Here is a 23,963-nt window from a genome sequence, read left to right as displayed (position 1 = left end):
GTGCTTTTCGCGCAGCGGACCGCGGGTGCCAGCCGGCACCCGGCCTTCCCTGCGCCCTCTTGGATAAGAGGGTGGAGTGACGAAGCAAAGCTCGGGCGAAATGCGCCGCGAGAACGCGGCTGTGCGTCCGCCTACCCAGAGAGTCCGGTTCGGGCACCGATGCCTTGTCCCTACCGATGGCTTGTCCCTAACGCTAGGGACAGACGCGTTGCTGCGATCCGCTTAGCATGGTCCGCCCGGTTGCTCGGGACCGCGGGAGGAAACGCCTATATCGGACGACATGCCTTCTGAGCAACGACGGTGCCCCTGGGGAGCAGTGCAACCTCGAGCCGGGCGCCCGATGCAGCCGGCGGAGTCATCAGAGCGGACAAGGAGGAACAGGATATGAAGATCGGTTTCGCGCGAGCCTCGCTTCTTGTGGCATGCGTCCTTTATGGAACTGCTGCTCACGCGGACATCAAGATTGGAATTGTGATTTCGGCAAGCGGCCCGGGATCCGCTCTGGGCCAACCGCAGCTCAAGACGGTTGCAGCTCTTCCGAAAGAGATCGGTGGAGAGAAGGTGACCTATATCGTCCTGGACGACGAGTCGGATTCGACTAAAGGGGTCCAGAACGCACGCCGGTTGGTGATCCAGGACAAGGTCGACGTGCTGGTCGGCTCCTCTCTGACCCCGGTGACCATGCCGATGCTGGATGTCGCGCTCGAATCGAAGACGCCGCTGCTGTCGCTCGCTGCCGCTACCGCCATCGTTCAACCGATGGATGAGAAACGCGCCTGGGCTTTCAAGGTCGTTCCCAATGACGACCTCATGGCGGCGGCCATCCTCAAGCATATCGCGAAATCAGGCGTGAAGACGCTCGGCTATATCGGCGTTTCGGATGGCTACGGCGAGGGCTACTACAAGGAGGTGAGCCGCCTCGCGCCCACGTTGGGGCTGACCGTAACCACACATGAGGTCTATGCGCGAGCCGACACCAGCGTCACCGGTCAGGCGCTGAAGGTGATGTCGACCAATCCCGATGCCGTATTCATCGCCTCCGCAGGAACTCCGGCGGTCTTGCCGCAGCAGGCGCTCCGCGAGCGCGGTTACGCCGGGAAGATATTTCAGACACACGGCGTGGCCAGTGAGGAGTTCATCAAGCTCGGTGGCGCGAACGTCGAAGGCGCCGTATTCGCGGGCGAGGCTTTCACCATTGCCGCCGATCTTCCCACGGGAGATCCGTTTCGTCGCTCGACGGAGGAGTTCGTGACCGCGTATGAAGCGGCGAACGGGCAAAAGCCCAACATGTTCGCTGCTCACCTCTGGGATGTCGTCGCGCTGATAGGAAAAGCTGCACCGGATGCGCTGAAGACGGCAAAGCCTGGCACAGCCGAATTTCGCGCGGCTCTGCGCGACGCACTCGAGCGTGGGCAGAACATCTATCTCAACAATGGGCTGTCGAACATGAGCAAGGCCGATCACAACGGTTACGACGAGCGCTCGGCCTTTCTGATCAAGGTCGAAGGCGGGAAGTTCCGCCTCGCAAAGTAGCGGGGCGCCAATCAGTTTTGTACGAGCGGGTGGCGGGACACCATGCCTGCGCCGATCTGGTCCGGTGGTCCGTTTTGGGGATCCAGAGATGGCTGATCGGGGATGGGGGCGCTCCATTCCCGGGGCGTCCAATGGGGCGTGAGATGAACAAGAAAAATCGATTTTCGATTTTCTATTGACCCTTTCGCGTTGCCTTGCCATCATTCGACCCATGGGTCCGCTTCAGTTTCACATGACCGGAGGCCCCGGGGATGGTCCGCGCAGCCTGACATCGGCGTTGCATGAGCGCTTGCGCGCCGACGTCCTGGCGACGCGGCTGCTTCCAGGCCAGAAGCTGCATATTGCCGGCCTCGCCAAGCAGTTTTCCGTGAGCCTTGCCGCCGTACGTGAGGCACTTTCCCGACTGGTGGCCGACGGGCTCGTGCTGGCGTCCGACCAGCGTGGCTTCCGGGTGAGCCCGGTGTCGCTCGCTGATCTCGCCGACGTGACGCAGACCCGGATCGATATCGAAGGCCTTGCGCTCCGTCGCTCGATCGAGCGGGGCGACGATGCCTGGCTTGCCTCGGTGAAATCCGCCTGGTCGGACCTGAAGGCGGTTCCCTATCGCTACCCCGACGATCCGACGGTGCATTATGAAGAGTGGGTGGTCCGCCATCGCATCTTCCATCGTGCGCTGGTCAATGCCTGCGGCTCACCGTGGCTGCTCGGCTTCCGCGACGTGCTGCACGAACAAAGCGAGCGATATCGCCGCCTCTCGATCCGCAGGGAAGTCGGCAAGCCGCGCGACGTTGAGGCTGAACACAGGGCGATTGTCGCTGCCGTCGTCAAACGCGACGCGGACGCGGCGGTTCGCGCATTGTCAAAGCACTTCGGCATCACCAAAGAGTTTGTCGAACTCGCCGCGCCTCGCATTGCGGAGGTGAACGGCGCAAACTGACGATCCGGAAAAATCCGGCAAAGAAAAACAGAGACCGGGAGGAAACAGATCATGAAAATAACTCGCCGCAAGGCGCTATTGGCGTCGCTCTTCGCAGCCGGCGTGCTCGCCGGCCCTGCCACTGCCGCCGAAACCATTCGCGTCGGCCTGCCGACCAAGACCTACTGGCCGACGACGATCGCCGAGACGGCCGTGCGGCAGAAATTGTTCGAGAAGGAAGGCATCCAGGCCGAGCTGACGATCTACCGCAGCGGTGCAGAGACGTTCGAAGGCATGGCTGCGGGCGCGGCCGATATCATCCTCGATCCGCCCTCGCTGGTCTCCGCGGGGCGCAAGAAGGGTGTGATGTCGCGGATCGTGGCCAATGCCGCGATGGGAAATTTTGGCTGGCAGTTGATGGTCCCGACCAAGTCGACGCTCGACGTCAAGGGCCTCAACGGCAAGAAGGTCGCGATCACCGCCGCCGGCTCCGGTTCCGACCTGCTCGCACTGTGGACACTCCAGGACAAGAAGATCGATTTCACGCGCGTCCCGGTTGGCGGCGGCGGTCTGGTGCCGAACCTCCTAGCGGGCAACGTCGAGGCCGCCGTGGTCTATTCGCCGCTGAGCTTCCAGATCTCGAAATCGGGCGAAGCCAAGTCGATCCTCGATTACGCCACGGCGGTGCCGCCGAACCTCACGGCAGGCTGGATCGTGCTCGACAAATTGGCGGAGACAAAGCCTCAGCTGGTTCAGAAGGCGGTGAACGCCCTCTATGGCGCAGTTGCGTTCATGCGCGCCAATCGGGACGTGACCGTCAAGCTGATCGCCGAGCTCTACGAAATGCCGGCCGAGATCGCCGCCCTGGAATACGACAACACGATCATGAAGCTCGAGACCAGCGGCGACATGGGCGCGCCCGACGTGAACGCGGCCGTGCAGCTGTCGCTGGACCTCGCCAAGCTCGGCGGGCTCAAGGACATCGTACCGGTCGAGGAAGTGATCTCGACCAGGTTCAAGCCGGTTCCGACCAAGCCGTGACGATGCAGAACTCACTCGCCATCAAGCTTGCACGGATCGCGATCGTCATCGCGGTCCTGGCGCTGTGGGAGGTGCTGTCGCGCACCGGCATCGTCAATCCGCGCCTGCTGCCCTCGGCGTCCGACACGTTCGCGACACTCGGCGACCTCCTGCAGCGCGCGGCCGTGCGGAAAGACCTGATGGTGACTGCGACCGAAGTACTGGCCGCGTTCGCGTTAGCCGTCCCCTTCGGCGCCGCGATCGGCTTCCTGGTTGCGGAGAACCGCTACTTCGCTGACGTGGCCAAGCCGCTGCTGTTCTTCGCCTTCAGCATCCCGAAGTCGATCTTCCTGCCGATGTTCATCCTCGTACTCGGCGTCGGGTTCGCCCAGAAGGTCGGCTTTGGCTTCTTCTCCACGATCTTCATCGTGATCATGTCGACGACCACGGCGGTGGAGTCGGTCAAGGTCGAGCATCTCACGGTGGCGCGCTCCTATGGCGCAACTCCGATGCAGACCGCGTTCCGGGTCTATCTGCCGAGCATGCTGCCGGTGCTGCTCGAGGCCCTGCGAATCTCCATGATCTTCAACCTCACCGGCGTGATCCTTGCCGAGATGTACGCCTCGCGCGACGGCATCGGCCACCAGATCGCGACCTGGGGCGAGAACTTCCAGATGAAGCAACTCCTCGCCGGGGTCGTGATGGTCGCCGCGATCGCCATGACCTTCAACGAACTTGTCAGATGGGTGGAAACGCGATGCAGCCATTGGCGAACGTGACCCCGTTGAAGCCTCCCGCGCGCGCCGGCGCGATCGAGGTGAAGAATGTTGGGCAGGTCTTCAAGACCAGGTCTCAGGACGTCGTCGCCCTGGAAGACGTCTCGCTCGATATCAAGCCGGGTCGCTTCGTCGTGCTGGTCGGCCCGAGCGGTTGCGGCAAGTCGACCCTTCTGATGATGATGGCGGGCCTGCGCCAGCAGACCTCGGGCTCGATCACCATCAGTGGCGCGCCGATTCTGCAGCCCGACCCGGACAGGGTCGGCGTGGTGTTCCAGGAGGCGAGCCTGTTTCCCTGGCTGACGGCCGAAGACAATGTCGAGTTTCCGCTGGCGCTGCGTGGCGTGCCCAAGGCGGAGCGCCGCGCCAAGGCGCAGGATGCGCTCACGCTGGTCGGCCTCGACGGCTTCGGCAAGCGCCATCCGCACGAGTTGTCAGGCGGCATGAAGCAGCGCGTCTCGATCGCGCGCGGGCTGGTGCAGGACCCGCCGGTGCTGCTGATGGACGAGCCGTTTGCTGCCCTCGACGAGCAGACCCGCATGACCATGGGTGACGAACTGCTGCGCATCTGGGCGGCGACCGGCAAGACCGTCGTCTTCGTCACACACAGCCTCACCGAAGCGGTCTATCTCGCCGACGAGGTGATCGTGATGTCGGCGCGGCCCGGCCGCATCGTCGATCATCTCCAGGTCCAGCTGCCGCGGCCCCGCACCTATGAGATGCTGAGCGGCGATGCCTTCGGGAGCTTGCGCGACCGCATCTGGCGGCATATCCGCAAATCGGCCTGAGGCGGAGATGAGCGCCAAAATAAGTGCGAAGACGCTGCGACGTCTGATCGTGATCGGCTTGATCGCGCTGTGGGAGCTGTTGCCGCAAACCGGTCTCATTCCCGAGCTGTTCTTGCCGTCGCTTTCGTCGACGCTGATGGCCGGATGGACCGACGCGGCCGAATACGGTCACGCGCTCGCAGTGACGCTTTATGAGGTGCTGATCTCCATGGCCTTCGCCTGCGGCGGCGGCATCCTGCTTGGCGCTATCGTCGGCAGCCTGCCGCGTCCGCGCGTCCTGATCATGCCGATGGTGTCGAGCCTCTATGCCGTGCCGCTCGTGATCCTCTATCCCGTCTTCACGGTGTGGCTCGGCATTGGCTCGGAATCCAAGATCGCCTTCGCCTCGATTTACGGCTTCCTGCCAACGATGCTGGCCACCGCCGCCGGCATCCAGACCATCGACCCTCAACTCCTGCTCGCGGCACGCAGCATGGGCGCCACGCTGAGCCAGCGGCTGGTTCGCGTCATCATTCCCGCGGCGATTCCGACAGTGCTGTCGGGGCTCCGCGTGGGAGGCGCACTGGTGATCGTTGGCGTCGTCGTCTCGGAGATGCTGATCTCCTCGGCCGGCATCGGTTATCTGATCTCGCGCTACCGCACGATCCTCGATAGTCCGCACGTGTTCGCCGGCGTCCTCCTCGTGCTGTTCATGGCGATCGCCTTCAACGCCGCGATCCGGTGGATCGAACGCAAGGCGGCGATCTGGCAGACCGGCACGCGCGCTGGTCAGGCCAACGATGACATCGCATCGGGCGCGATGCAGCCAGCGACCTGAGGAAATTCCGCGTGTTTGATCTGACCCTGACATTCGACAACGGCCCCGATCCCAACGTGACGCCGCGCGTGCTCGACATTCTCGGAGAGCGCGGCATCAAGACCACGTTCTTCGTCATCGGCGAGAAGCTCGCCGATCCCGCGCGGCATGGCCTTGCAATCCGGGCGCACGGGGAGGGGCACTGGATCGGCAATCACACCTTCACCCACAGCGTCCCGCTCGGCGAGCAGCCGGATCGCGCGACCGCGAAGAACGAAGTTGGCTGCACGCAAGCCGCGATCGGTGATCTCGCCCATCCGCAGCGCTGGTTCCGGCCGTTCGGTGGCGGCGGCAATCTTGATACGCGGCTGTTGAAGCCATCCGTCGTCGACTATCTCGCCCGCCACAAGCATAGCTGTGTGCTCTGGAACGCGATCCCCCGCGACTGGGACGATCCCGACGGCTGGACCGAGCGCGCCGTTGTCCAGTGCGGCCAGCAGCCCTGGACGCTGATGGTTCTGCACGATCTTCCGACCGGAGCGATGGACCATCTGGAGCGGTTCCTCGACCGCGCCGAGGCGGCCGGCGCCCGTTTCCGCCAGGAGTTCCCGCCACAATGCGTTCCGATCCGTAATGGCGCGATCGCACTTCCGATCAACGACTATGTTTCCTCCATCGAAGAGAGCGTTTGACTGATGAAAATCGCAAGTTTCACGATCGCCGGTACCGCGAGCTTTGGTATTGTCACCGACAACGGCGTCATCGATGCCGGCAAGCGTCTCAAGGCCTATCCGACGCTGAAGACGCTGCTTGCCAAGGGATCGCTCGACGAATTGAAGAAGCTTGCCGGCGAGAAGCCCGACCACGCGCTGCAGGACGTCACACTGCTGCCGACGGTCCCCGATCCCGACAAGATCTTCTGCATCGGCGTCAATTACGCCACCCATCTGGCCGAGAGCGGCCATCCCACCCCGCCACACCCGATGATCTTCACCCGCTTCGCCAACAGCCAGGTCGGACATGGCCAGCCGATGATCCGGCCGCTCGAATCCGAGCGCTTCGACTATGAGGGCGAGATGGCGGTTGTCATCGGTAAGGCCGGCCGCCGCATCTCGCGCGAAGCCGCATTGAGCCATGTCGCCGGTTATGCCTGCTACAATGATGGCAGCATCCGCGACTGGCAGCGCCACACCTCGCAATTCGCCCCCGGCAAGAATTTCGCCGGCACGGGCGGCTTTGGGCCCTGGATGGTCACGACCGACGAATTGACCGACGTCAGCAAGCAGACGCTGATCACGCGGCTCAACGGGGTCGAGGTGCAGAAGGCCCCGATCTCCGATCTCGTCTTCGACGTGCCGGCCCTGATTGCTTATTGCTCCACCTTCACCGAGCTCGCGCCAGGCGACGTCATCGTCACAGGCACGACCGGCGGTGTCGGCGCTTATCGTAATCCGCCGCTGTGGATGAAGGGCGGCGACATCGTGGAGATCGAGATCTCCGGGATCGGGGTCCTCAGCAATCCCGTCAAGGACGAAGCGCCGGCCAAGGCGACGCGCGCGGCCTGATTGGCCGCGCTCCACAGCAATAAGAAGGAGACCGTCATGCCGATGCCAACGCATATCCTCCCGACCACGGTGGTCGGAAGTTATCCGCAGCCGGAATGGCTCGTGAATCGCGCCATGCTGTCGAAAGTGGTGCCGCGCACGCGCCTGCACGACATGTGGCGGCTGCCAGCGGAACATCTGGAGGAGGCCCAGGACGATGCGACGATCGTCGCGATCCGCGACATGGAGCGCGCCGGTATCGATATCGTGACCGATGGCGAAATCCGCCGCGAGAGCTACTCCAACCGCTTCGCCACGGCGCTCGACGGTATCGACGGAGACAATCCCGCGATGATCGTAGCACGCACCGGTAACACCCAGACCCCGGTGCCGCGCGTCATCGGGCCGGTGAAACGCAAGGGGCCGGTCGAGCTGCACGACATGCAGTTCTTGCGCAGGAACACCGATCGTGCAGCGAAGATCACGCTGCCGGGTCCGTTCACCATGAGCCAGCAGGCCAAGAATGAGTTCTACAAGGACGACGAAGAGCTCGCGATGGCCTTGGCGGAGGCCGTCAATGCCGAAGCGCTCGATCTGCAAAGAGCAGGCGCGGACGTGATCCAGCTCGACGAGCCCTGGGTGCGGAACAATCCGGAGTCCGCCAAGCGCTACGCCGTCAAGGCGATCAACCGCGCGTTGGAGGGCATCACAGTGCCGACCGTCGTGCATCTCTGTTTCGGCTATGCGGCGGTCGTGCCAGGCTCGAACAAGCCGGCAGGCTATTCGTTCCTCGCCGAGCTCGACGATACGACTGCGGACCAGATCTCGATCGAGGCGGCGCAGCCAAAACTCGACCTCGGTGTTCTGAAGGATCTCTCGTCAAAGAAAATCATGCTCGGCGTGCTCGACCTCGCAGACCCCCAGATCGAGAGCGTCGATACGGTCGCCGACCGCATTCGCAACGGCCTGAAATATGTGTCGCCTGATCGTCTCGTTCCGGCGCCCGACTGCGGCATGAAATACATGCCACGTGCTGTCGCGTTCGGGAAATTGAAGGCGATGTGCGATGCGGCGGCCAAGGTTCGGCAGGAGCTTGGTTGACGAGGTTCCGAGCCGCTCGCAAGTAATGCACGATCCGGTCTGGTCCGCCTCAGACCCAGCCGCCATCGACGATGTAGTGCTGGGCTGTGCAGCCGGAAGCTTCGTCGGAAGCGAGGAAGATGGTGAACTTCGCGACCTCGTCCGGCACGAGCTTGCGCTTCAGGCATTGTCGTTGCATCAGCTCGACCTCGCCCTCGGGCGTCATCCATTTGTCGAGCTGGCGCTCGGTCATGATCCATCCCGGCGCTATCGCGTTCACGCGGATGTTGTAGGAGCCGTAATCGCGCGCCAGCGAGCGTGTGAGACCGATCACGCCTGATTTGCTGGCGGTGTAGGCGGCCATGCCGCCTTGTCCGGCGATCCACGACACGGAGCCGAAATTGATGATGGCACCGGCGTTCGCCGCCTTCATGTCCGGCAACACGGCCTGCGCAGCAAAGAACTGGTGCTTCAAATTGACCGCGATGCGGTCGTCCCAATACTCCGGTGTCATTTCCTCGGTGCTGTGCCGCTCGTCATGCGCGGCATTGTTGACGAGGATGTTGATCGCGCCGTGCACGTTCCGCGCCTCCGCGACACCGGCGCGCAACGCGGCGATATCGGTCAAGTCGACCCGCATGAAACTCGCGTTAAGCCCTTGGTCCGATAGCTCGCATGCCAGGGATTGGCCCTCGTCGACTTTGATGTCGAAGAACACGACATTGGATTTCTGCAGTGCGAAGCGCCGCACGATCGCAGCGCCAATTCCGGATGCGCCCCCGGTGACGAGAACAACCTTGCCGGCGAGGTCGGAATAAACGGCAGCCATGGATATCCCTCGATTTGCGTTGGGCAGCGCAACGCGCTGCCGACTCTCCCGCTCACCTTAGCTACTGCGCTCGTGAGGTGCATAGATCAGAATTTCAGTTGCGTACCTCAAAAATCGAAGGCAGGATTGCACCAAAGAATAAAAGCCGTTGGGAGGAATGTGATGAGACTGCTCGGGAAACTGGGACTGGCCGTTGTCGCATGCCTGTTCGGGGCGAAACTCGCTGCGGCCGAAACGACGGTCAAGTGGCTGCACATCGAGGCCAACCCGGCCCAGGTCAAAATCTGGGAGGAGGTTGCGCGCGCCTATGAGGGGTTGCATCCGGGCGTGAAGGTCGAGATGCAGTTCCTCGAGAACGAGGCCTACAAGGCCAAGCTGCCGACCATCCTGCAATCCAAAGACCGGCCCAACATCATCTACAGCTGGGCGGGCGGTGTCCTGAAGACGCAGATCGAGGCCGGCGTGCTCGAAGAGATCACCGATTCTGTGAAGGGTTACAGCGACAGTCTCACACCGGCGGCGCTCGCCGCCTTCACCAGCAACGGCCGTGTTTATGGTCTGCCCACAGCACTCTCGCAGGTTGGCTTCCTCTGCAACAAGGAGCTGATGGCCAAGGCGAAGGTCGATCCTGCCGGGATCAAGAGCTGGGACGATCTGCTTGCTGCCGTGAAGACGTTGAAATCCGCCGGCGTGACCCCGATCGTCGTCGGCGGCGCCGACAAATGGCCGCTGCACTTCTACTGGACGCATCTTGCTGTGCGCATCGGCGGCAAGGCGGCGTTCGATGCGGCGCTACGCGGCGAGAACGGCGGCTTTGCCGGGGAGACCTTCCAAAAATCCGGCGAGCTGTTCAAGCAGCTCGTGGATCTCCAGCCGTTCCAGAATGGCTTCCTGGGTTTCAAGAATCCGCAAGCCGTCGGCTATTTCGGCGACGGCAAGGCGGCGATGACGCTCGCGATCAGCACGGTCTATCATCTGCAACGCGCTCTCGCCGCCGACAAAGTCGGATTGAACGAAGACAAGATCTGCTGGTTCGACTTCCCGGTCGTGACCGGCGGCAAGGGCGCGCCGACCGATACGCTCGGCGGCATCACCGGTTGGCTGATTACGAAAGGCTCGCCGAAGGAGGCTGTCGATTTCCTGAAATATTTCGTCTCCAAGGATGTGCAGACGCGGCTTGCCGCCGGCAACTTCATCATCCCGGTGGTGCAGGGCGCGGATGTCGGCCTCAACAACGCTTTCATGAAGCTGATCGCCGCCAATCTGGCGAAGTCGAACTACCACCAGAACTTCTATGACCAGAGCCTCGGTCCGTCGGTCGGCCGCGTCGTCAACGATGTCACGGCCGAGATCGCCGGTGGCAGCATGAGCCCGCAAGACGCTGCCAAGGCGATCGAAGCGGCGTGGAAGCAGGGCAACTGACGGTGGCGCGGCGGACCGCGAGCGTGTCGGCGATCGGCGCTGCTGGCGAGATGGTGCCACAGGTCACGATCCGCGGCCCAAGTTGGGACGGCAGGCTGACGGTGCTCATCCTGTTCCTGCCGCCGGCGCTGCTGTTGTTCACGTTGTTCGTTGTGCTGCCGATCGGCGAAGCAGCCTGGTATTCGGGCTTCAATTGGAACGGGTTCGGCAGGCCGACCAATTGGATCGGCTTGGACAATTACCGCTTTGTGCTGGAGACCCGCGCCTTCTGGCTCGCGCTGCGCAACAACGGCCTGATTATCGGAGTTTCGCTCGCCATTCAGCTGCCGCTTGCGCTCACGCTGGCCTTGATGCTCGCCGAACGCTTTCGAGGGGCGGTGGCTCTGCGCATGCTGTTCTTCATGCCCTTTATCCTGGCGGAGATCGCGACCGGGCTGATCTTCAGCTTCGTCTATGATGGCGACTACGGCCTTGTAGCTTCGATCTGGCGCACCTTCGGCGCCGAGCCCCCACATCTGCTTGCCTCGACGGATACGGCCATGCTGGCGGTGCTGATCGTGATCGTCTGGAAGTACTTTGGCTTCCACATGATGCTGTTCATCGCAGCGCTCCAGAGCCTCGACAAGAGCCTGGTCGAGGCGGCACGCATTGACGGCGCGACCCGATCGCAAGCCTTGCGACATGTGGTCATCCCGTTGCTCTATCCGACGATTCGGCTCTCAGTGTTCTTCGCCATCGTCGGCTCGCTGCAGCTCTTCGACCTCGTCATGCCGCTGACGCGCGGCGGCCCTGCGGACTCCTCGAACACGATGGTGAGTTTTCTCTACAACAACGGCATCTCGCGCATGCGGGTCGGCTACGGGAGCGCTATCGGTGTCATTCTGTTCGCGATCTGCGTGACCTTTGCCTTCACGTACAAGCGATGGTTCATGCGCGATGAGTAACGCCAAGGCTATTCGCGCGCCGTTCGATCCCTCAATGCTGTTCAAGATGGTGTTCCTCGCGGTCGTTGCCATCATCGTCATGGTGCCGTTGCTCGCGACCTTGTTCGGTGGCTTCAAATCGCTCGGCGAACTGCGCGTCAATCCGTTTGGCTTGCCACGTCACTGGGAGTGGCAGAACTATGCCGACATCCTGTTCTCGGCACGCTACTGGCAGCTCTTGCGCAACTCACTGATTATCTCGACTCTCACGGTGGCACTGACCCTGATCGTCGCCTCGATGGCGGCATTCACCTTCGCCCATATCAGGTTCTACGGCAGCTCGATGCTGCTGAGCTACCTGACGCTGGGCCTGCTGTTTCCGGCCGCGACAGCGGTGCTGCCGCTCTTCATCAAAGTGCGCGATCTCGGGTTGCTCGATACATATTTTGGCGTTGCCCTGCCGCAGGCAGCCTTCGGTCTTGCGATGAGCGTGCTGCTGCTGCGGCGTTTCTTCAAGGACATCCCGTACGAACTGCTGGAGGCCGCGCTGGTCGACGGCTGCAGCTATATCAAGTTTTTCCGCTATGTGACGTTGCCTTTATCGCGGCCGATCCTGGCGACCGTCGGCACCATCACCTTCGTCAACAGCTGGAATGCCTATCTGTTGCCGCTGGTGATGCTCAACACCGACGCGCTCTATCCCTGGCCGCTCGGTATCATGATTTATCAGGGCGAGTATTCGTCCGAGTGGCATCTGATCCTCGCCTTCATCACGCTGACCATCCTGCCGACGATCGTTCTCTTTCTTCTGGCGCAGAAACACATCGTCGCTGGCCTCACCGCAGGCGCGGTCAAGGGGTGAACGGTACCTCACGGAGATCACAATGAGAAAAGTCGGCATCGGCATCATCGGCTGCGGCAATATCAGCACAGCTTATCTGAAGGCGGCCCAGCGCTTCCCGGTCATGGAAATCAAGGCGCTCGCCGATATGCGCAGCGACGTCGCGGAGCGGCAGGGCTCCGCCTTCGGACTGCCGGCGATGCGGGTCGATCAACTGCTCAAGCGGGACGATATTGAGATCGTCATCAATCTCACCGTGCCACTCGCCCACACTGACGTCAGCCTCGCAGTGCTAAACGCCGGCAAGCACGTTCATTCCGAGAAGCCGCTCGGCATCAACGTCACGGAAGCCCGCAAGGTGATGGATCTCGCCGCGCAAAAGGGTCTTCGCGTCGGCTGCGCGCCCGATACGTTCCTTGGCGGCGGACACCAGACCGCGCGCAAGCTGATCGACGATGGTGCGATCGGCAGGCCTGTGGCCGGTAGCGCGTTCTTCGGCTGCCCCGGCCACGAGCGCTGGCATCCGGCGCCGGGTTTCTACTATTTGCGCGGCGGCGGGCCGATGCTTGACATGGGGCCGTACTACATCACTGATCTCGTGCAGCTGCTCGGCCCGGTGGCGAGCGTGATGGGCTCGACCGCGCGTCCGAAATCCGAGCGGCTGGTCACCAGCCAGCCGATGAACGGCACGCTGATCCCGGTCGAAGTTGCGACCCATGTCGCCGGCACGCTCGAATTCGAGAGCGGGGCGGTTGTCTCAATCGCGATGAGCTTTGATGTGCCGAAGCACCGGCACGCGCCAATTGAGATTTATGGCGACAAGGGCAGCATGCTGGTGCCGGACCCGAACCGCTTCGGCGGCGAAGTGCAGGTCGCCAGGACCGGGGGCGACTGGGAGCCGGTGCCGCTGACTCATGGTCATGTCGATGGCGAGTTCCGTTCCATTGGCGTCGCCGACATGGCCTCCGCGATCCTGAATGACCGGCCGCATCGTACCAGCGGCGCACTCGCTCTCCACGTGCTGGAGGTGATGGAGGCGTTCCAGACCTCCGCCGACGAAGGGCGACGCGTCAAGATCGAGAGCTGCGTCGAGCGGCCGGCGATGCTGCCGGCCGGGCGTGAAACCGGACAGATCGACTAAGGACAGAAACATGCGCAAGGCAATGATTGTATGGGGCGGCTGGCCGGGGCACGATCCCGATCTCTGTGCTTCGATGATCCGCGGCTGGCTGAAAGCGGAAGGCTTCGAGGTGCGGACCGAAACCACCACCGCCGCGTTCGCCGATCCCGCGATTCACGACCTGTCACTGATCATCCCGATCTATACCATGTCGAAGATCGAGAAGGCGGAAGCGCTCAACCTCTGCGCTGCGGTCCGCAGCGGCGTCGGGCTCGCCGGCCATCATGGCGGCATGGGCGACGCGTTCCGCGATTCCGTCGACTACCAGTTCCTGTGCGGAGGGCAGTGGGTTGCGCATCCCGGCAACATCATCGACTACAAGGTCGACTTGACGAAGCCGGATGATCCCATCATGAAGGGCCTGAAGAGTTTCGAGCACCGTTCCGAGCAATACTACATGCATGTCGACCCCGCCAACGAGGTGTTGGCGACGACGACCTTCACCGGCGAGCACGCGCCCTGGATCGAGGGCGTGGTGATGCCCGTGGTCTGGAAGAAGCGATACGGCGCGGGCAGGGTGTTCTATTCCTCGCTCGGCCACCGCGCCTACGAGCTCGACGTACCGGAGATCCGAACGTTGATGACCCGTGGCATGCTGTGGGCCGCACGCGAATGACTGCTGGTGCGACCCAGCCGGTGATTCGTGCCACGCTTGAGGACGTCGCGCGCACGGCGGGTGTTTCGCTCGCCACGGTCGACCGCGTCGTCAACCGGCGTGAGGGCGTGCGCGCCAAGACCGTCGCGCGAGTCGAGGCCGCGGTGGCAAAACTCGGCTATCGGGCCGACGTCGCGGCCGCTCGGCTTGCCCGCGGGCAGACGTTCCGCTTTGCCTTCGTGCTGCCGACCGGCAGCAACAGCTTCATGACCAACCTGACCGAGCAGGTCCAGCGCACCGCGGACTGGCTCGCCGGCCAGCGCGGCTTCATTGATGTCCTCCATGTTGACGTGTTCGATCCGGACGTACTCGCCGCCGCCCTGGAAAATCTCTCGCCGGCGTATCAGGGCGTCGCCGTCATCGCGCTCGACCATCCCAGGGTACGCGCGGCGATCGACGAACTCACCGCGCGCGGGGTCGCTGTGGTGACCCTTGTGTCGGACGCGCCGAGCTCGCGTCGCCTGCACTATGTCGGCATCGACAATCCGGCGGCAGGCCGCACCGCTGCAACGCTGATGGGACGGTTCCTCACTGGTCGCAAGGGGACGGTGGCCGTGATCGCGGGATCGTTGTCGCTGCGCGATCACACCGAACGGCAATTCGGCTTCCACCAGATCCTGTCCAGCGAGTATCCGAACCTGCTCGCGCTGCCGGTGATCGAGGGCCGCGACGACAGCGAGCGCACGCGAGAGCTCACTGCGGCACTGCTCGCGCGCCAGCCCGATCTGCGCGGCATCTACTGCTGCGGCGCCGGCAACCGTGGCATCGCCGACGCGCTCGAGGCCTCAGGACGCGCGCGCGAGGTGGTCTGGATTGCCCATGAGCTCACTCAATATACACGGCGTTTCCTGGTGCGCGGCGCGCTCGATGCCATCATCAACCAGGATCCCGGCCACGAGGCACGGTCTGCGGCGAGAATTCTGCTCGCGCATTGTTCGGGTGAGCCCATCAGCCCCGACCAGGAGCGCATCCGCATCGACATTTTTCTGCGGGACAATCTGCCGTAATCTCGACTGGCCGGCGGGGCGCATCAGAAGCTCGCGGCCATTTCGGCCAGACGTTGGTGGGCCCTTTCGCGGGCCGCTTCCATGGGCTGTTGCGGTCCGGTGGTTGGCCCAATCAGAATGAAACGGACATTGTTGATGCCGACAAAGCGCAAGATTTCGCGGAGGTAAGGCGTTGCCATGTCGATGCGGCCGCGGTTCATGCCGGTGGCAAAATCGCTGCCACTGGCGATGATGACGATGGTCGGCCGGTCCTTCAGCAGCGGGATATATCCCAGGGACGGGTCGAACCGGAAGGTGAGCCCGGGTTGGACGATGACGTCGAACCATTGCTTAAGCTTATAGGGAATGCTGAAGTTCCACATCGGCGTCGAAATCAGCACCCGCTCGGCGAGCGCTAAGCGCACCGCCATCCGCTCGGCTTCCGCGAAACTGTCCCGCTGCGCGTCGTTGAAGGCTTGCGCCTTCATCCGCGCATATTTGGCTTCGACAATGGGGCCTGAAAACTCCGGCAGGCGCTCCCGCCAGAGATTCATGACGTCCACGTCCCAGTCGGGCCGAGCTCGGCGAAAGCCGTCAAGGAAAACGCGTGCGCCGGCGCTTGACCAGGAGTCGTCGCGGGGCGAGCAGGACAGGTGCAGGAGCTTCGCCACCGCTCATCCCAGCGCTTTGATGACCGCATCGGCCTTGGTCACGACGGCGACGTTTTGCATGGCAAAGTTGATCGACGCAGCGTGCCAATCGGCGTTCATGGTCGAGCAGCAATCCTCGGGAACAACCATGAAGTAGCCCTTGTCGGCACCTGTCCGCGCCGTGTGCTCGACCGACATGTTGGTCCAGGCGCCGGTGTTGATGATCATGTCGCGGCCGGTTGCTTTCAGAATTGTTTCGAGCCTCGTGCCTTCCCAAGCGCTCATGCGCACCTTCTCGACCACGAAGTCGCCGGGCCGTGGTTCGAGACCTGACACCGGTGCCGCGCCCCAGCTTCCGCGCACCATCGCCTTGCTGTCGAGGAGACCCTCGAACAGCGGCGCATTCAAGGTCACGCCGGGCGCGCCGGACTCGACGACGAACCAGACATGAATGATGGCGACGCCGCGCGCCCGCGCCGTTTCCGCCAGGCGGCGAACATTCTCGACGACATGCTGCTGGCGCGCATGCCCGGGCGCGCCGGAATCGGCAAAGGCGCCACCGTCCATGATGACGTCGTTCTGGAGGTCCTGGATGATCATGGCACAGCGTCGCGGGTCGAGCTGCATTTCGCCGTCGGCGAGGACGGGTGCAGCGGAAGCAGAGCCGGTCGCTGCAGTGCCGCTGCCTCGCTTGCCGCTCATATAGGGCTCATGGCGCGGTCCGACCTTGGTGGGGACGGCATAGACCGAGTGCGTCGAAGTCAGGTACAGCGTGCGAAAATCCCGCCCGCCCCAGGTAAGGTTGGCGACGAGCTCGGGCAGGCGGAGCTTGCCGAGCAGCTCGCTCTGCGGCGAATAGACCCAGACCCCGCCGGGTGCCGTAACCCAGACGTTGCCGTGCTGGTCGCACTTCATGCCGTCCGGCAAGCCGGGCTCGAGTTCGGAGCGGATGCCGCTCCCGAATACACGCGCACTCGACAGCGAGCCGTCGCCGTTGACGTCGAATACGCGGATCAGTGCCTGCACGGTGTCGTTGACATAGAGCAGTTTCTCGTCGGGCGAGAAGCACAGCCCGTTCGGTTGGTCGAACAGATTGCGGTCAACGACCAGCTTCGGCTCGGCGCCGGGCACGACGCGATAGACGCCCTGGAAACCGAGCTGCCTTGGCCGCTCGACGCCATAGACTGGCATGCGGCCGTACCAGGGATCCGAGAAATAGATCGCGCCGGAGGAGTGCACGCAGACGTCGTTGGGGCTGTTAAGCTCCTGCCCCCCAAAGTGCGAGGCTAGCACCTCGCGCCGCCCGTCCGGCCGCTCGCGGATCAACGACGATGTCGCGTGCTCGCAAACGATCAAATTGAGCTCGGCGTCATAGGTCATGCCGTTGCATTTGTTCGACGGACGTTTGACCTCGGCGATGCCGCGCCGCCCATCCCAGCGCCGGCGCACGTCGCCCGGCATGTCCGAGAACAGCAGATAATGATCGACCGGATGCCAGATCGGTCCCTCCGTGAAGTCAAAACCGGTGCCGATCTGCGCGACCGGTGCGTAAGGATCGATCAGGGTCTCGAATTCGGAGCGCAAGGTGACGTGCGTCATCGTCCATCCTCTGGCGTCTAGGCCGGAAACCAGTTGCGCTGGGGCAGGGATTGCACGACCGGTCCAGGGACCTGGTCGTGCAGCCGGCCGACGACGTTGCCGCCCTCGATCTTGGCGGGACGGTCGTGGACCGGCAGCAGATAGCGCGAATTGCTGAGCAGCTTCTTGATGGCGGCCTTCTCGGCCCGCTTGGTGGTGCCGTGGTTGCCCGTGGTGCGTGGCTCCCAGTCGTGGATCTCGTTGAAGGGCGTCACGATCTGGTCGTTGAAATCATAGATGACGTCACCGCAGATGGTGGCGATGCCGTCGGCGGTTTCTACGATGATGTTCATCGACCCCTCGGTATGCGCATTCGCGGCGTCGCAGTAGACGCCCGGCATCAGCTCGATGGGACCCGTGATTTCGAGGTCGAGAAAGCGCAGCGCGCTCTTGGTGTGCAGACGGTCGATCAGATGCTTGATATCCGGCGCCGGATATTGCGGATGCATGAGGCCGGACACGGAATACTCGAGCTCGCGGCGGTTGAGGACGACGGTCGTGTTCATCGGAAACAGATCGTCCTTGCCAGCGTGGTCGATATGCAGATGGGTGTGGCAGACGAAACGCACATCGCCCATCCGCACGCCGTGCCGCGCAAGCTGGTTCTCAATCATGTGCTCGTGATACTGCAGGCCGCGCATCCCCAGCGTTTCCATGATCTGGTTGGAGCGGTAACCCGTATCGACCACGACCGGGTATTTGCCGCCGAGGATCAGGAAGCCGAGGGTGAGGACACGGCGGGTGCGGCCGCAGTCGTGGCCGAGAACCAGAAAGCTCGATTCCAGCTCGATATCGCCATAGTCCAGGATCTTGATTTCCAGCGGCATTCCGTCCCTCCTGTGTCCGTTCTTATTGGTTTCCTCGGCGCTCAGAGCCGATAGACGCGCATGGCGGTGGTTCTGAAGATGGCTTCGCGCTGATCATCTCGCAGCGGCGCTGCGGCGGCACGGAACGCATCGATCAACTCGCGGTAGCTGGTCCACAATTTCTCGATTGGAAAATTCGAGCCGAACAAGCAGCGTTCGGCGCCGAAGATCGCGATCGTGTCGGTCAGGACGGATGCGATATGCGCGGGGTCGTTGCGGTGGATGAAGGTTCCGAGCCCCGACAGTTTCGACACGACGTTCGGGCAGGCGGCGAGGCGGGCCATCCCGGCACGCCACGCGGCGCGGGCTGAGGGTGAAAGGTCCTCGAGCATGCCGGCGTGCTGGAGGATGAAGATCACCTTGGGGCAGGCTTCCGCAAGGTGTGCGGCGTCCGGCATCTGCGGCGTGAACACCTGAAGGTCAAAGCTCCAGCCATAGTCCGCAAGGCGAGCGATATTGCGCTGGATCACGGGATCGGTGCAGAGATCCGGCCGCGCGGCAAAGCGATAAAGCGGGTTCTCGTGCCAATGCAGTTGCATGCGAACACCGCGTACCAGGGCATGGCGCTTCAGGCGGTCGAGCTGTGGACGCACATCGCCCACTGAAAAGTCGGCGTAAGCCACGATGGCATGCGGCCAGCCGTGCTCCTCGGCGGTCTGCTGCACCCAAGCGGCCTCGTCCTCGAAGCGGTCATTGGTCCAGTTGGTCTGGACATAGACCGACCGGGTAACGCCGCTGCCTTCGAGGTCGCCGAGATATTCCTCGATCGGGTAATCGCGCCGGATCGGCTCGTATGGACCGAAGATGCGCGGTTGCATCGGACCGACCAGCCAGGGCAGGTCGGCCTGGCGCCAGATATGATGGTGCCCATCGACGATGTCGGTCACGCAACTCTCCTTTGTCCCAGCGCCAGCACGTGCGCGACGATCGACGCGCTCGATCCACCATCGACGAGGTCGTCGACGAGGCGTTCGATCGCGACCAGCGCTTCGGTCTGCGGGCGAAAGCCGGGACCAGACGCGAGCGGCGTCAGCCAGCTCACGCGCCACGCACGGCGCGATAGTTTCGCGACCGCGTCGCGCAGCGCATCGGGTTCGCCCCGCTCCAGGCCGTCGGAAACGATGATCACGGCGGCGCCCCGCGCGTATCCGCCGAAGCGGGGCACCGCGAGAAAGGCCTGAAGCGCATCGCCGATTCGGGTGCCGCCGTCCCAGTCGCTCACCACGTAGGCCGCGGCGTTGAGCGCTTGCTCGCGCCGCTTGAGACGCAACGGCCGGGTGATGCGGGTCAGCCGTGTGCCGAAGGTGAAGACCTCGACGTTGGGCGCCGCCTGCACCAGCGCGTGCGCGAACTTCATATTCTCCTCGGTGCGGGTCTTCATCGAGCCGGAGACGTCGATCAGAAGCAACACCTTGCGTGGACGCTGCCGCCGCTTCAAACGTCCCAGCCGGAGGATTTCGCCGTCGCTGCGAACGGAGTCGCGCAGGGTGCGGCGCAAATCCGCGTAGGGCCCGCTGCGTGCCCGCATGCGGCGATGGCCGCGCCGCTTCGGTAGGCGCCTGGGTGCCTCGCGGGACAGACGGCGCAGCGCACCGGTGGTCGAGAGCTGCGCAAACCGGCGCTCGACGAGGGCTTCGGCGCGCGCTGCTGCGAGACCGGACTCATTGGCTTCGTCCGACAACAGCGGCTCGTCGTTTCCGCGGGCCTCCTCTTGCAGCCGAACCGTCTCGTCGTCCTCACCGTCATCGACGCGCTCGATGGCCTCGTTTCCACGAAAGTGCAGATCGAACAGCCGGTCGAACGTTGCACGACGGTCCGGCGGAGGGGCCAGTGTTGCGAGGGCTGCCTGCCGAATGTCCTCCAGGCGGCGGGGACCGAGCAACTGGATTGCGGCCAGGAACGAGGTCGTCTGTTCCGGTGCGACGGCAAACCTGTTCGTTCGCAACAAGCCGACGAACGAGATGAAAACACGCGCAGCGTGCGGCAGTTCGGGTTCGGCGCTCATGCAGAGGCCTCCGCCAGCAGGGCATCGAGGCGCGGCGAGATAAAGTGCAGATCCTCCTCGTCTTTCAGGGCAACGCCGATCGAGCGCCTGAATGCATCAGGCCAGCGCGCCCCGCCCTTGTGCAGCAGCGTGGCGGCCTCAGCCCAGTCGACGGCCTCGGCAATCCCGGGCGCCTTGCTGAGCGGCTCGCGTCGCAGCTTCTCGACGGCCGCGACGACGGCCCGCGCGGTCCCTTCGGCGACGCTGGAGGCCCGCATCATCACGATGCGCGCTTCGCGCTCAGCGGTGGGATAGTCGATCCAGTGATAGACGCATCGCCTCCGCAACGCTTCATGAAGATCCCGCGTGCGGTTTGAAGTCAGGACGACGACCGGGCGCTCGGAGGCGCGCACCGTACCGCGTTCCGGGATCGAGATCTGGAAGTCAGACAGAAACTCGAGCAGGAAGGCTTCGAATTCCTGGTCGGCGCGATCGATTTCGTCGATCAATAGCACAGTCGAGTCAGGCGCGCGCAGCGTCGCCAGCATGGGTCGCTCGATCAGAAACGTTTCGCCATAGATGTCGATGCTCTCATCGCCGGCCTGACGGATGGCGAGCATCTGGCGCGGATAGTTCCATTCATAGAGTGCGGCGGACGCGTCGATGCCTTCGTAGCATTGCAGGCGGATTAGTCGGCGGCCGAGGACAGCGGCAATAGCTTTGGCGGCCTCGGTCTTGCCGACGCCCGGCGCGCCCTCGAGCAGCAATGGCTTGCCCAACGCCAGCCCGAGATAGGCCGCGGTCGCCAGTCCCTCGTCGGCGAGGTAATAGGCCGCCCGAAGCGCCTTCTCCAGGGCCTCGGGGCTGTCGATGCCGACGATGTTGCTGCGGACGGCCATCGAGTCCTCAGCGCCGCGCCTGAGGGCGCGCACCGCCCTCGGCCTTGATCGCGCGCAGCACCTTCTCCGGCGTAATCGGCAGATCGTCGATGCGGACGCCGACGGCGTTGAAGATGGCATTCGCAACCGCTGGCAATACGGGATTCGCGCACATTTCGCCCGGACCCTTGGCGCCAAAGGGGCCATCGGGGGCGGGACGTTCCAACACGGCGATGTCGTGCGGGCAGATGTCGCCAGGACCGGGCATGACATATTCGACGAAGTCGCGAGGGCCGTGGATAGGGTCGGGATAATAGGGTTCAGGCGTCTCGTAGAGCGCGTGACTGACGCCCATCCACGCGCCGCCGACGAGCTGTTGCTCGACCAGGCGCGGGTTGAGCGCACGGCCGAGCTCATAGGCCGAGTCCATGCGGATCATCGTGACCTCGCCGGTCTCGTCGTCAACCTCGACCTCGGCGACGAGACAGGCGTGGGCGTAGCAGGTCGCCGGCGACATCTCGCCGGTTTCCGGATCGACATTGGACAGGGGAACCAGGAAGATGCCACGACCCGCGATGGTCTTGCCCTGCTTGAACTGCGCCGCGATGGCGACGTCCTTGGTGGAGATCGAGCGGTGCGGCGCGCCCTTGACGTGGATGTTGCCACGCCCGTCGGTTTCGAGATCGGCGGCGTTGACCTCGAGTTCCTCTGCTGCGGCTTCCATCATCACGCCGCGCGCCTCGCGCGCCGCCGCCATCACGGCATTGCCGACGCGATGTGTGCCGCGCGAGGCGAACGAACCCATGCAATGCGGACCGGTATCGGAATCGGCGGTGTCGACATAGACGTCCTCGACGGGTACGCCGAGTGTCTCTGCGCAAATCTGCCGCGTTACCGACTTCATGCCTTGGCCGAGATCAATCGACGACAGCGCCACGGTGAACTTGCCGCTCGGATTGGAGTGAACCAGGGCCTGGCTGGGATCGCCACCGAGGTTCATGCCGATGGGATAATTGACCGACGCGATGCCGCGTCCGCGATGTCGGGTCATCTCAACGCCTCCTGGTGCCGAACACGGATGAGAATCGACCCGCCCCATGCGAGGGCGATGTTGGTCGCGATGGCTGCGGCGGTGGCGGTGCGGGCGGTGGGGGCTCGCGCGGCGGTTCGCGCGACGCGGTCGTTGGCAGGCGATCATAGCTCGTGCGCTGCTGCGCCGGCGTAGTTATCCGCGCGTTGGTGTCGGCAGGCGTCCGCGGGATGGCGGCGCGGCTGCCGCCTCCGTCCTTGCGGGAGGAGGCGCGCTTGAACTCGTCGCGGATCGGCCATTTGGCTTTCTCGGCAGCGACCTGGACGCACTCGATCAGTGCCGTGTTCTTGGCCTCGCGCCGATGCGCCTTCATGTCGCCGTCGCGATAGGCATTGAGGATACGGAACTCCATCGGATCCATGCCGACGAGGTTCGCGAGCTTGTCCATCTGGCACTCGATCGCAAAATCCATTGCCGTGACGCCGAAGCCGCGCATCGCGGTTGCCGGCGTACGGTTGGTGAAGACGCAGTAGACATCGCCATAGACGTTCGGGATGGTGTAAGGCCCTGGCAGGTGGGCTGCGCATTTGACCGCTGCATAGCTTGAGAGCCGCGTATATGCGCCGCTGTCGAAATATGCGCGGATCTTTCGCGCGACGACCCGGCCGTCGCGCATCACGCCGTCCTTGATGTAGATGCGCTCGGCGCCGCGCGGCGGGCCGTATTGCATCTCTTCTTCGCGTCCGAACACGTAACGCACGGGACGTCCCGTCAGCATCGCACCCAGGATGCATAAAGGTTCGGTCAGCGTGTCCACCTTGCCGCCAAAGCCGCCGCCGACGGTGCCGCCAATGAAATGGAAGGTGTTGGAGGGGACGTCGAGAATCTTGGCGCAGGTGTCGACTGAGAAGAACAGTGCCTGCGTCGACGTATAGACGACGTAGCGCCCGTTGGTGTCGGGCGCCGCGATCGAGCCGTTGGTTTCGGTCGGCGCGTGCTCGATAGGCGACATCTGGTAGCGCTGCTCGAGCACGTGATCGGCGGTCGCGAGCGCGGCATCGGCATCGCCGAAGCGGAGTTTTTGGTGGTCATATACGTCGTGATAAATGAAGGCATTCTTCGGATAAGTATCGTTGACGACCGGTGCGCCGGCCTTCAACGCATGTTCCACGTCGAACACGGCAGGCAACGGCTCATAGTCGATCCGCACCTTTGCAATCGCCTCGAACGCCTCGCGCTCGCTGTCGGCGACGACAGCCAGGATCGGTTCGCCCTTGTAGCGGACCTTGTCGACGGCCAGCGACGGTTCGTCGTCCTTGCCGAAATTGATCAGGCTCAAGAGCGTGTTGAGGTTACGGGGCACGTCGGAGCCGCGGATGATCCGGCGCACGCCGGCGGAGCGCTCGGCCTCCGCGGTGTCGATCCGTCGGATCCTTGCATGAGAATGGGTCGAGCGGACGACTTTCAGGTGCAGCATGCCCTGGAGCTTGTGGTCGTTGAAATAGCTCGATGTGCCCGTGACATGGCCGAGCATGTCCTGGCGCTGTGTGCCCTTGCCGATCTCGTTGAGATTATCGTCGCGCTCGTCCGCGAAAATGTCTTTGCGCAGTTCCAGCATGGTCTGGTCC

General features: G+C 63.5%; 24 protein-coding genes. 15 read left to right on the top strand and 9 right to left on the bottom strand.

Features of this window, described 5'->3' with window-relative positions; translation table 11 throughout:
- Nucleotides 1-384 precede the first annotated feature (384 nt).
- The 9 genes from AC0L27_RS31390 to AC0L27_RS31350 all read left to right on the top strand — a co-directional run bounded on the left by AC0L27_RS31390 (nucleotide 385) and on the right by AC0L27_RS31350 (nucleotide 8,474).
- Entirely contained in the window at nucleotides 385-1,533 is a 1,149-nt protein-coding gene (locus AC0L27_RS31390; RefSeq protein WP_275167555.1) for an ABC transporter substrate-binding protein, read from the top strand.
- 211 nt (nucleotides 1,534-1,744) lie between these two features.
- Entirely contained in the window at nucleotides 1,745-2,470 is a 726-nt protein-coding gene (locus tag AC0L27_RS31385; protein ID WP_354204513.1) for a GntR family transcriptional regulator, read from the top strand.
- A 51-nt stretch (nucleotides 2,471-2,521) separates the two neighbouring features.
- A complete protein-coding gene (locus AC0L27_RS31380) occupies nucleotides 2,522-3,490 on the top strand; it encodes an ABC transporter substrate-binding protein (RefSeq protein ID WP_354254143.1) in 969 nt (322 codons plus the stop codon).
- Nucleotides 3,491-3,492: 2 nt separating this feature from the next.
- Nucleotides 3,493-4,248 (top strand): ABC transporter permease, encoded by a 756-nt coding sequence (locus AC0L27_RS31375; RefSeq protein ID WP_354057500.1) that lies wholly within the window; start codon nucleotides 3,493-3,495, stop codon nucleotides 4,246-4,248.
- Nucleotides 4,227-5,033, top strand: a complete 807-nt coding sequence (locus AC0L27_RS31370; protein WP_275167552.1) for an ABC transporter ATP-binding protein — start codon at nucleotides 4,227-4,229, stop codon at nucleotides 5,031-5,033. The genes AC0L27_RS31375 and AC0L27_RS31370 overlap by 22 nt, the downstream gene beginning before the upstream one ends.
- 7 nt (nucleotides 5,034-5,040) lie before the next feature.
- On the top strand, nucleotides 5,041-5,850 hold the full coding sequence (locus AC0L27_RS31365) for an ABC transporter permease (RefSeq protein ID WP_275167551.1): 810 nt from the start codon (nucleotides 5,041-5,043) through the stop codon (nucleotides 5,848-5,850).
- 11 nt (nucleotides 5,851-5,861) lie between these two features.
- A complete protein-coding gene (locus tag AC0L27_RS31360) occupies nucleotides 5,862-6,521 on the top strand; it encodes a polysaccharide deacetylase family protein (RefSeq protein WP_354204508.1) in 660 nt (219 codons plus the stop codon).
- A gap of 3 nt (nucleotides 6,522-6,524) precedes the next feature.
- Nucleotides 6,525-7,394: a fumarylacetoacetate hydrolase family protein gene (locus AC0L27_RS31355; RefSeq protein ID WP_354254146.1), complete on the top strand. Its 870-nt coding sequence runs from the start codon at nucleotides 6,525-6,527 to the stop codon at nucleotides 7,392-7,394.
- Nucleotides 7,395-7,430: 36 nt separating this feature from the next.
- Nucleotides 7,431-8,474 carry a uroporphyrinogen decarboxylase family protein gene (locus AC0L27_RS31350; protein ID WP_354204505.1) on the top strand — a complete coding sequence of 348 codons (1,044 nt, stop codon included), beginning with the start codon at nucleotides 7,431-7,433 and terminating at the stop codon, nucleotides 8,472-8,474.
- Nucleotides 8,475-8,523: 49 nt separating this feature from the next.
- Here AC0L27_RS31350 and AC0L27_RS31345 read toward each other — a convergent pair whose 3' ends face one another.
- Nucleotides 8,524-9,282, bottom strand: coding sequence for an SDR family NAD(P)-dependent oxidoreductase (locus AC0L27_RS31345; protein ID WP_473321516.1), 759 nt, complete (start codon nucleotides 9,280-9,282; stop codon nucleotides 8,524-8,526).
- Between the two features lie 162 nt (nucleotides 9,283-9,444).
- Here AC0L27_RS31345 and AC0L27_RS31340 point away from each other — a divergent pair, with 162 nt between their 5' ends.
- From AC0L27_RS31340 to AC0L27_RS31315, 6 genes are read left to right on the top strand one after another with little or no spacing between them, the layout of a single operon-like run.
- Nucleotides 9,445-10,704, top strand: coding sequence for an extracellular solute-binding protein (locus AC0L27_RS31340; RefSeq protein WP_354204501.1), 1,260 nt, complete (start codon nucleotides 9,445-9,447; stop codon nucleotides 10,702-10,704).
- A 2-nt stretch (nucleotides 10,705-10,706) separates the two neighbouring features.
- On the top strand, nucleotides 10,707-11,648 hold the full coding sequence (locus tag AC0L27_RS31335; RefSeq protein ID WP_473321536.1) for a carbohydrate ABC transporter permease: 942 nt from the start codon (nucleotides 10,707-10,709) through the stop codon (nucleotides 11,646-11,648).
- Nucleotides 11,641-12,489: a carbohydrate ABC transporter permease gene (locus AC0L27_RS31330; protein ID WP_354204499.1), complete on the top strand. Its 849-nt coding sequence runs from the start codon at nucleotides 11,641-11,643 to the stop codon at nucleotides 12,487-12,489. The genes AC0L27_RS31335 and AC0L27_RS31330 overlap by 8 nt, the downstream gene beginning before the upstream one ends.
- Nucleotides 12,490-12,511: 22 nt before the next feature.
- Nucleotides 12,512-13,609 (top strand): Gfo/Idh/MocA family protein, encoded by a 1,098-nt coding sequence (locus AC0L27_RS31325; RefSeq protein ID WP_473321514.1) that lies wholly within the window; start codon nucleotides 12,512-12,514, stop codon nucleotides 13,607-13,609.
- A gap of 10 nt (nucleotides 13,610-13,619) precedes the next feature.
- Complete coding sequence (locus tag AC0L27_RS31320) at nucleotides 13,620-14,264, top strand: ThuA domain-containing protein (protein WP_354204495.1); 645 nt, start codon at nucleotides 13,620-13,622, stop codon at nucleotides 14,262-14,264.
- A complete protein-coding gene (locus AC0L27_RS31315; RefSeq protein ID WP_354204493.1) occupies nucleotides 14,261-15,310 on the top strand; it encodes a LacI family DNA-binding transcriptional regulator in 1,050 nt (349 codons plus the stop codon). The genes AC0L27_RS31320 and AC0L27_RS31315 overlap by 4 nt, the downstream gene beginning before the upstream one ends.
- A 23-nt stretch (nucleotides 15,311-15,333) precedes the next feature.
- On the opposite strand, the gene AC0L27_RS31310 is transcribed toward AC0L27_RS31315, so the two are convergent.
- Genes AC0L27_RS31310 through AC0L27_RS31275 form a run of 8 tightly spaced genes read right to left on the bottom strand, consistent with a single transcriptional unit; the run spans nucleotide 15,334 to nucleotide 23,953 of the window.
- Nucleotides 15,334-15,960: an FMN-dependent NADH-azoreductase gene (locus tag AC0L27_RS31310; protein ID WP_354204491.1), complete on the bottom strand. Its 627-nt coding sequence runs from the start codon at nucleotides 15,958-15,960 to the stop codon at nucleotides 15,334-15,336.
- 3 nt (nucleotides 15,961-15,963) lie between these two features.
- Nucleotides 15,964-17,538: an isochorismatase family protein gene (locus tag AC0L27_RS31305; RefSeq protein WP_473321511.1), complete on the bottom strand. Its 1,575-nt coding sequence runs from the start codon at nucleotides 17,536-17,538 to the stop codon at nucleotides 15,964-15,966.
- 17 nt (nucleotides 17,539-17,555) lie between these two features.
- Nucleotides 17,556-18,404 (bottom strand): MBL fold metallo-hydrolase, encoded by an 849-nt coding sequence (locus AC0L27_RS31300; RefSeq protein WP_275167539.1) that lies wholly within the window; start codon nucleotides 18,402-18,404, stop codon nucleotides 17,556-17,558.
- Between the two features lie 41 nt (nucleotides 18,405-18,445).
- Nucleotides 18,446-19,330, bottom strand: a complete 885-nt coding sequence (locus tag AC0L27_RS31295; protein WP_354204486.1) for an amidohydrolase family protein — start codon at nucleotides 19,328-19,330, stop codon at nucleotides 18,446-18,448.
- Entirely contained in the window at nucleotides 19,327-20,448 is a 1,122-nt protein-coding gene (locus AC0L27_RS31290) for a vWA domain-containing protein (RefSeq protein WP_354204484.1), read from the bottom strand. The genes AC0L27_RS31295 and AC0L27_RS31290 overlap by 4 nt, the downstream gene beginning before the upstream one ends.
- Nucleotides 20,445-21,326 (bottom strand): AAA family ATPase, encoded by an 882-nt coding sequence (locus AC0L27_RS31285; RefSeq protein WP_354204482.1) that lies wholly within the window; start codon nucleotides 21,324-21,326, stop codon nucleotides 20,445-20,447. Before AC0L27_RS31285 ends, AC0L27_RS31290 begins: the two co-directional genes overlap by 4 nt.
- Before the next feature lie 7 nt (nucleotides 21,327-21,333).
- Nucleotides 21,334-22,356, bottom strand: a complete 1,023-nt coding sequence (locus AC0L27_RS31280) for a xanthine dehydrogenase family protein molybdopterin-binding subunit (RefSeq protein ID WP_063992928.1) — start codon at nucleotides 22,354-22,356, stop codon at nucleotides 21,334-21,336.
- A gap of 1 nt (nucleotide 22,357) precedes the next feature.
- A complete protein-coding gene (locus AC0L27_RS31275) occupies nucleotides 22,358-23,953 on the bottom strand; it encodes a xanthine dehydrogenase family protein molybdopterin-binding subunit (RefSeq protein ID WP_354204479.1) in 1,596 nt (531 codons plus the stop codon).
- Between the last annotated feature and the right edge of the window lie 10 nt (nucleotides 23,954-23,963).

It is taken from the genome of Bradyrhizobium sp. Ken51 (assembly GCF_055807435.1).
Note: the sequence above shows the minus strand (reverse complement) of the source record. Positions and strands in the feature narration are given on the sequence as shown.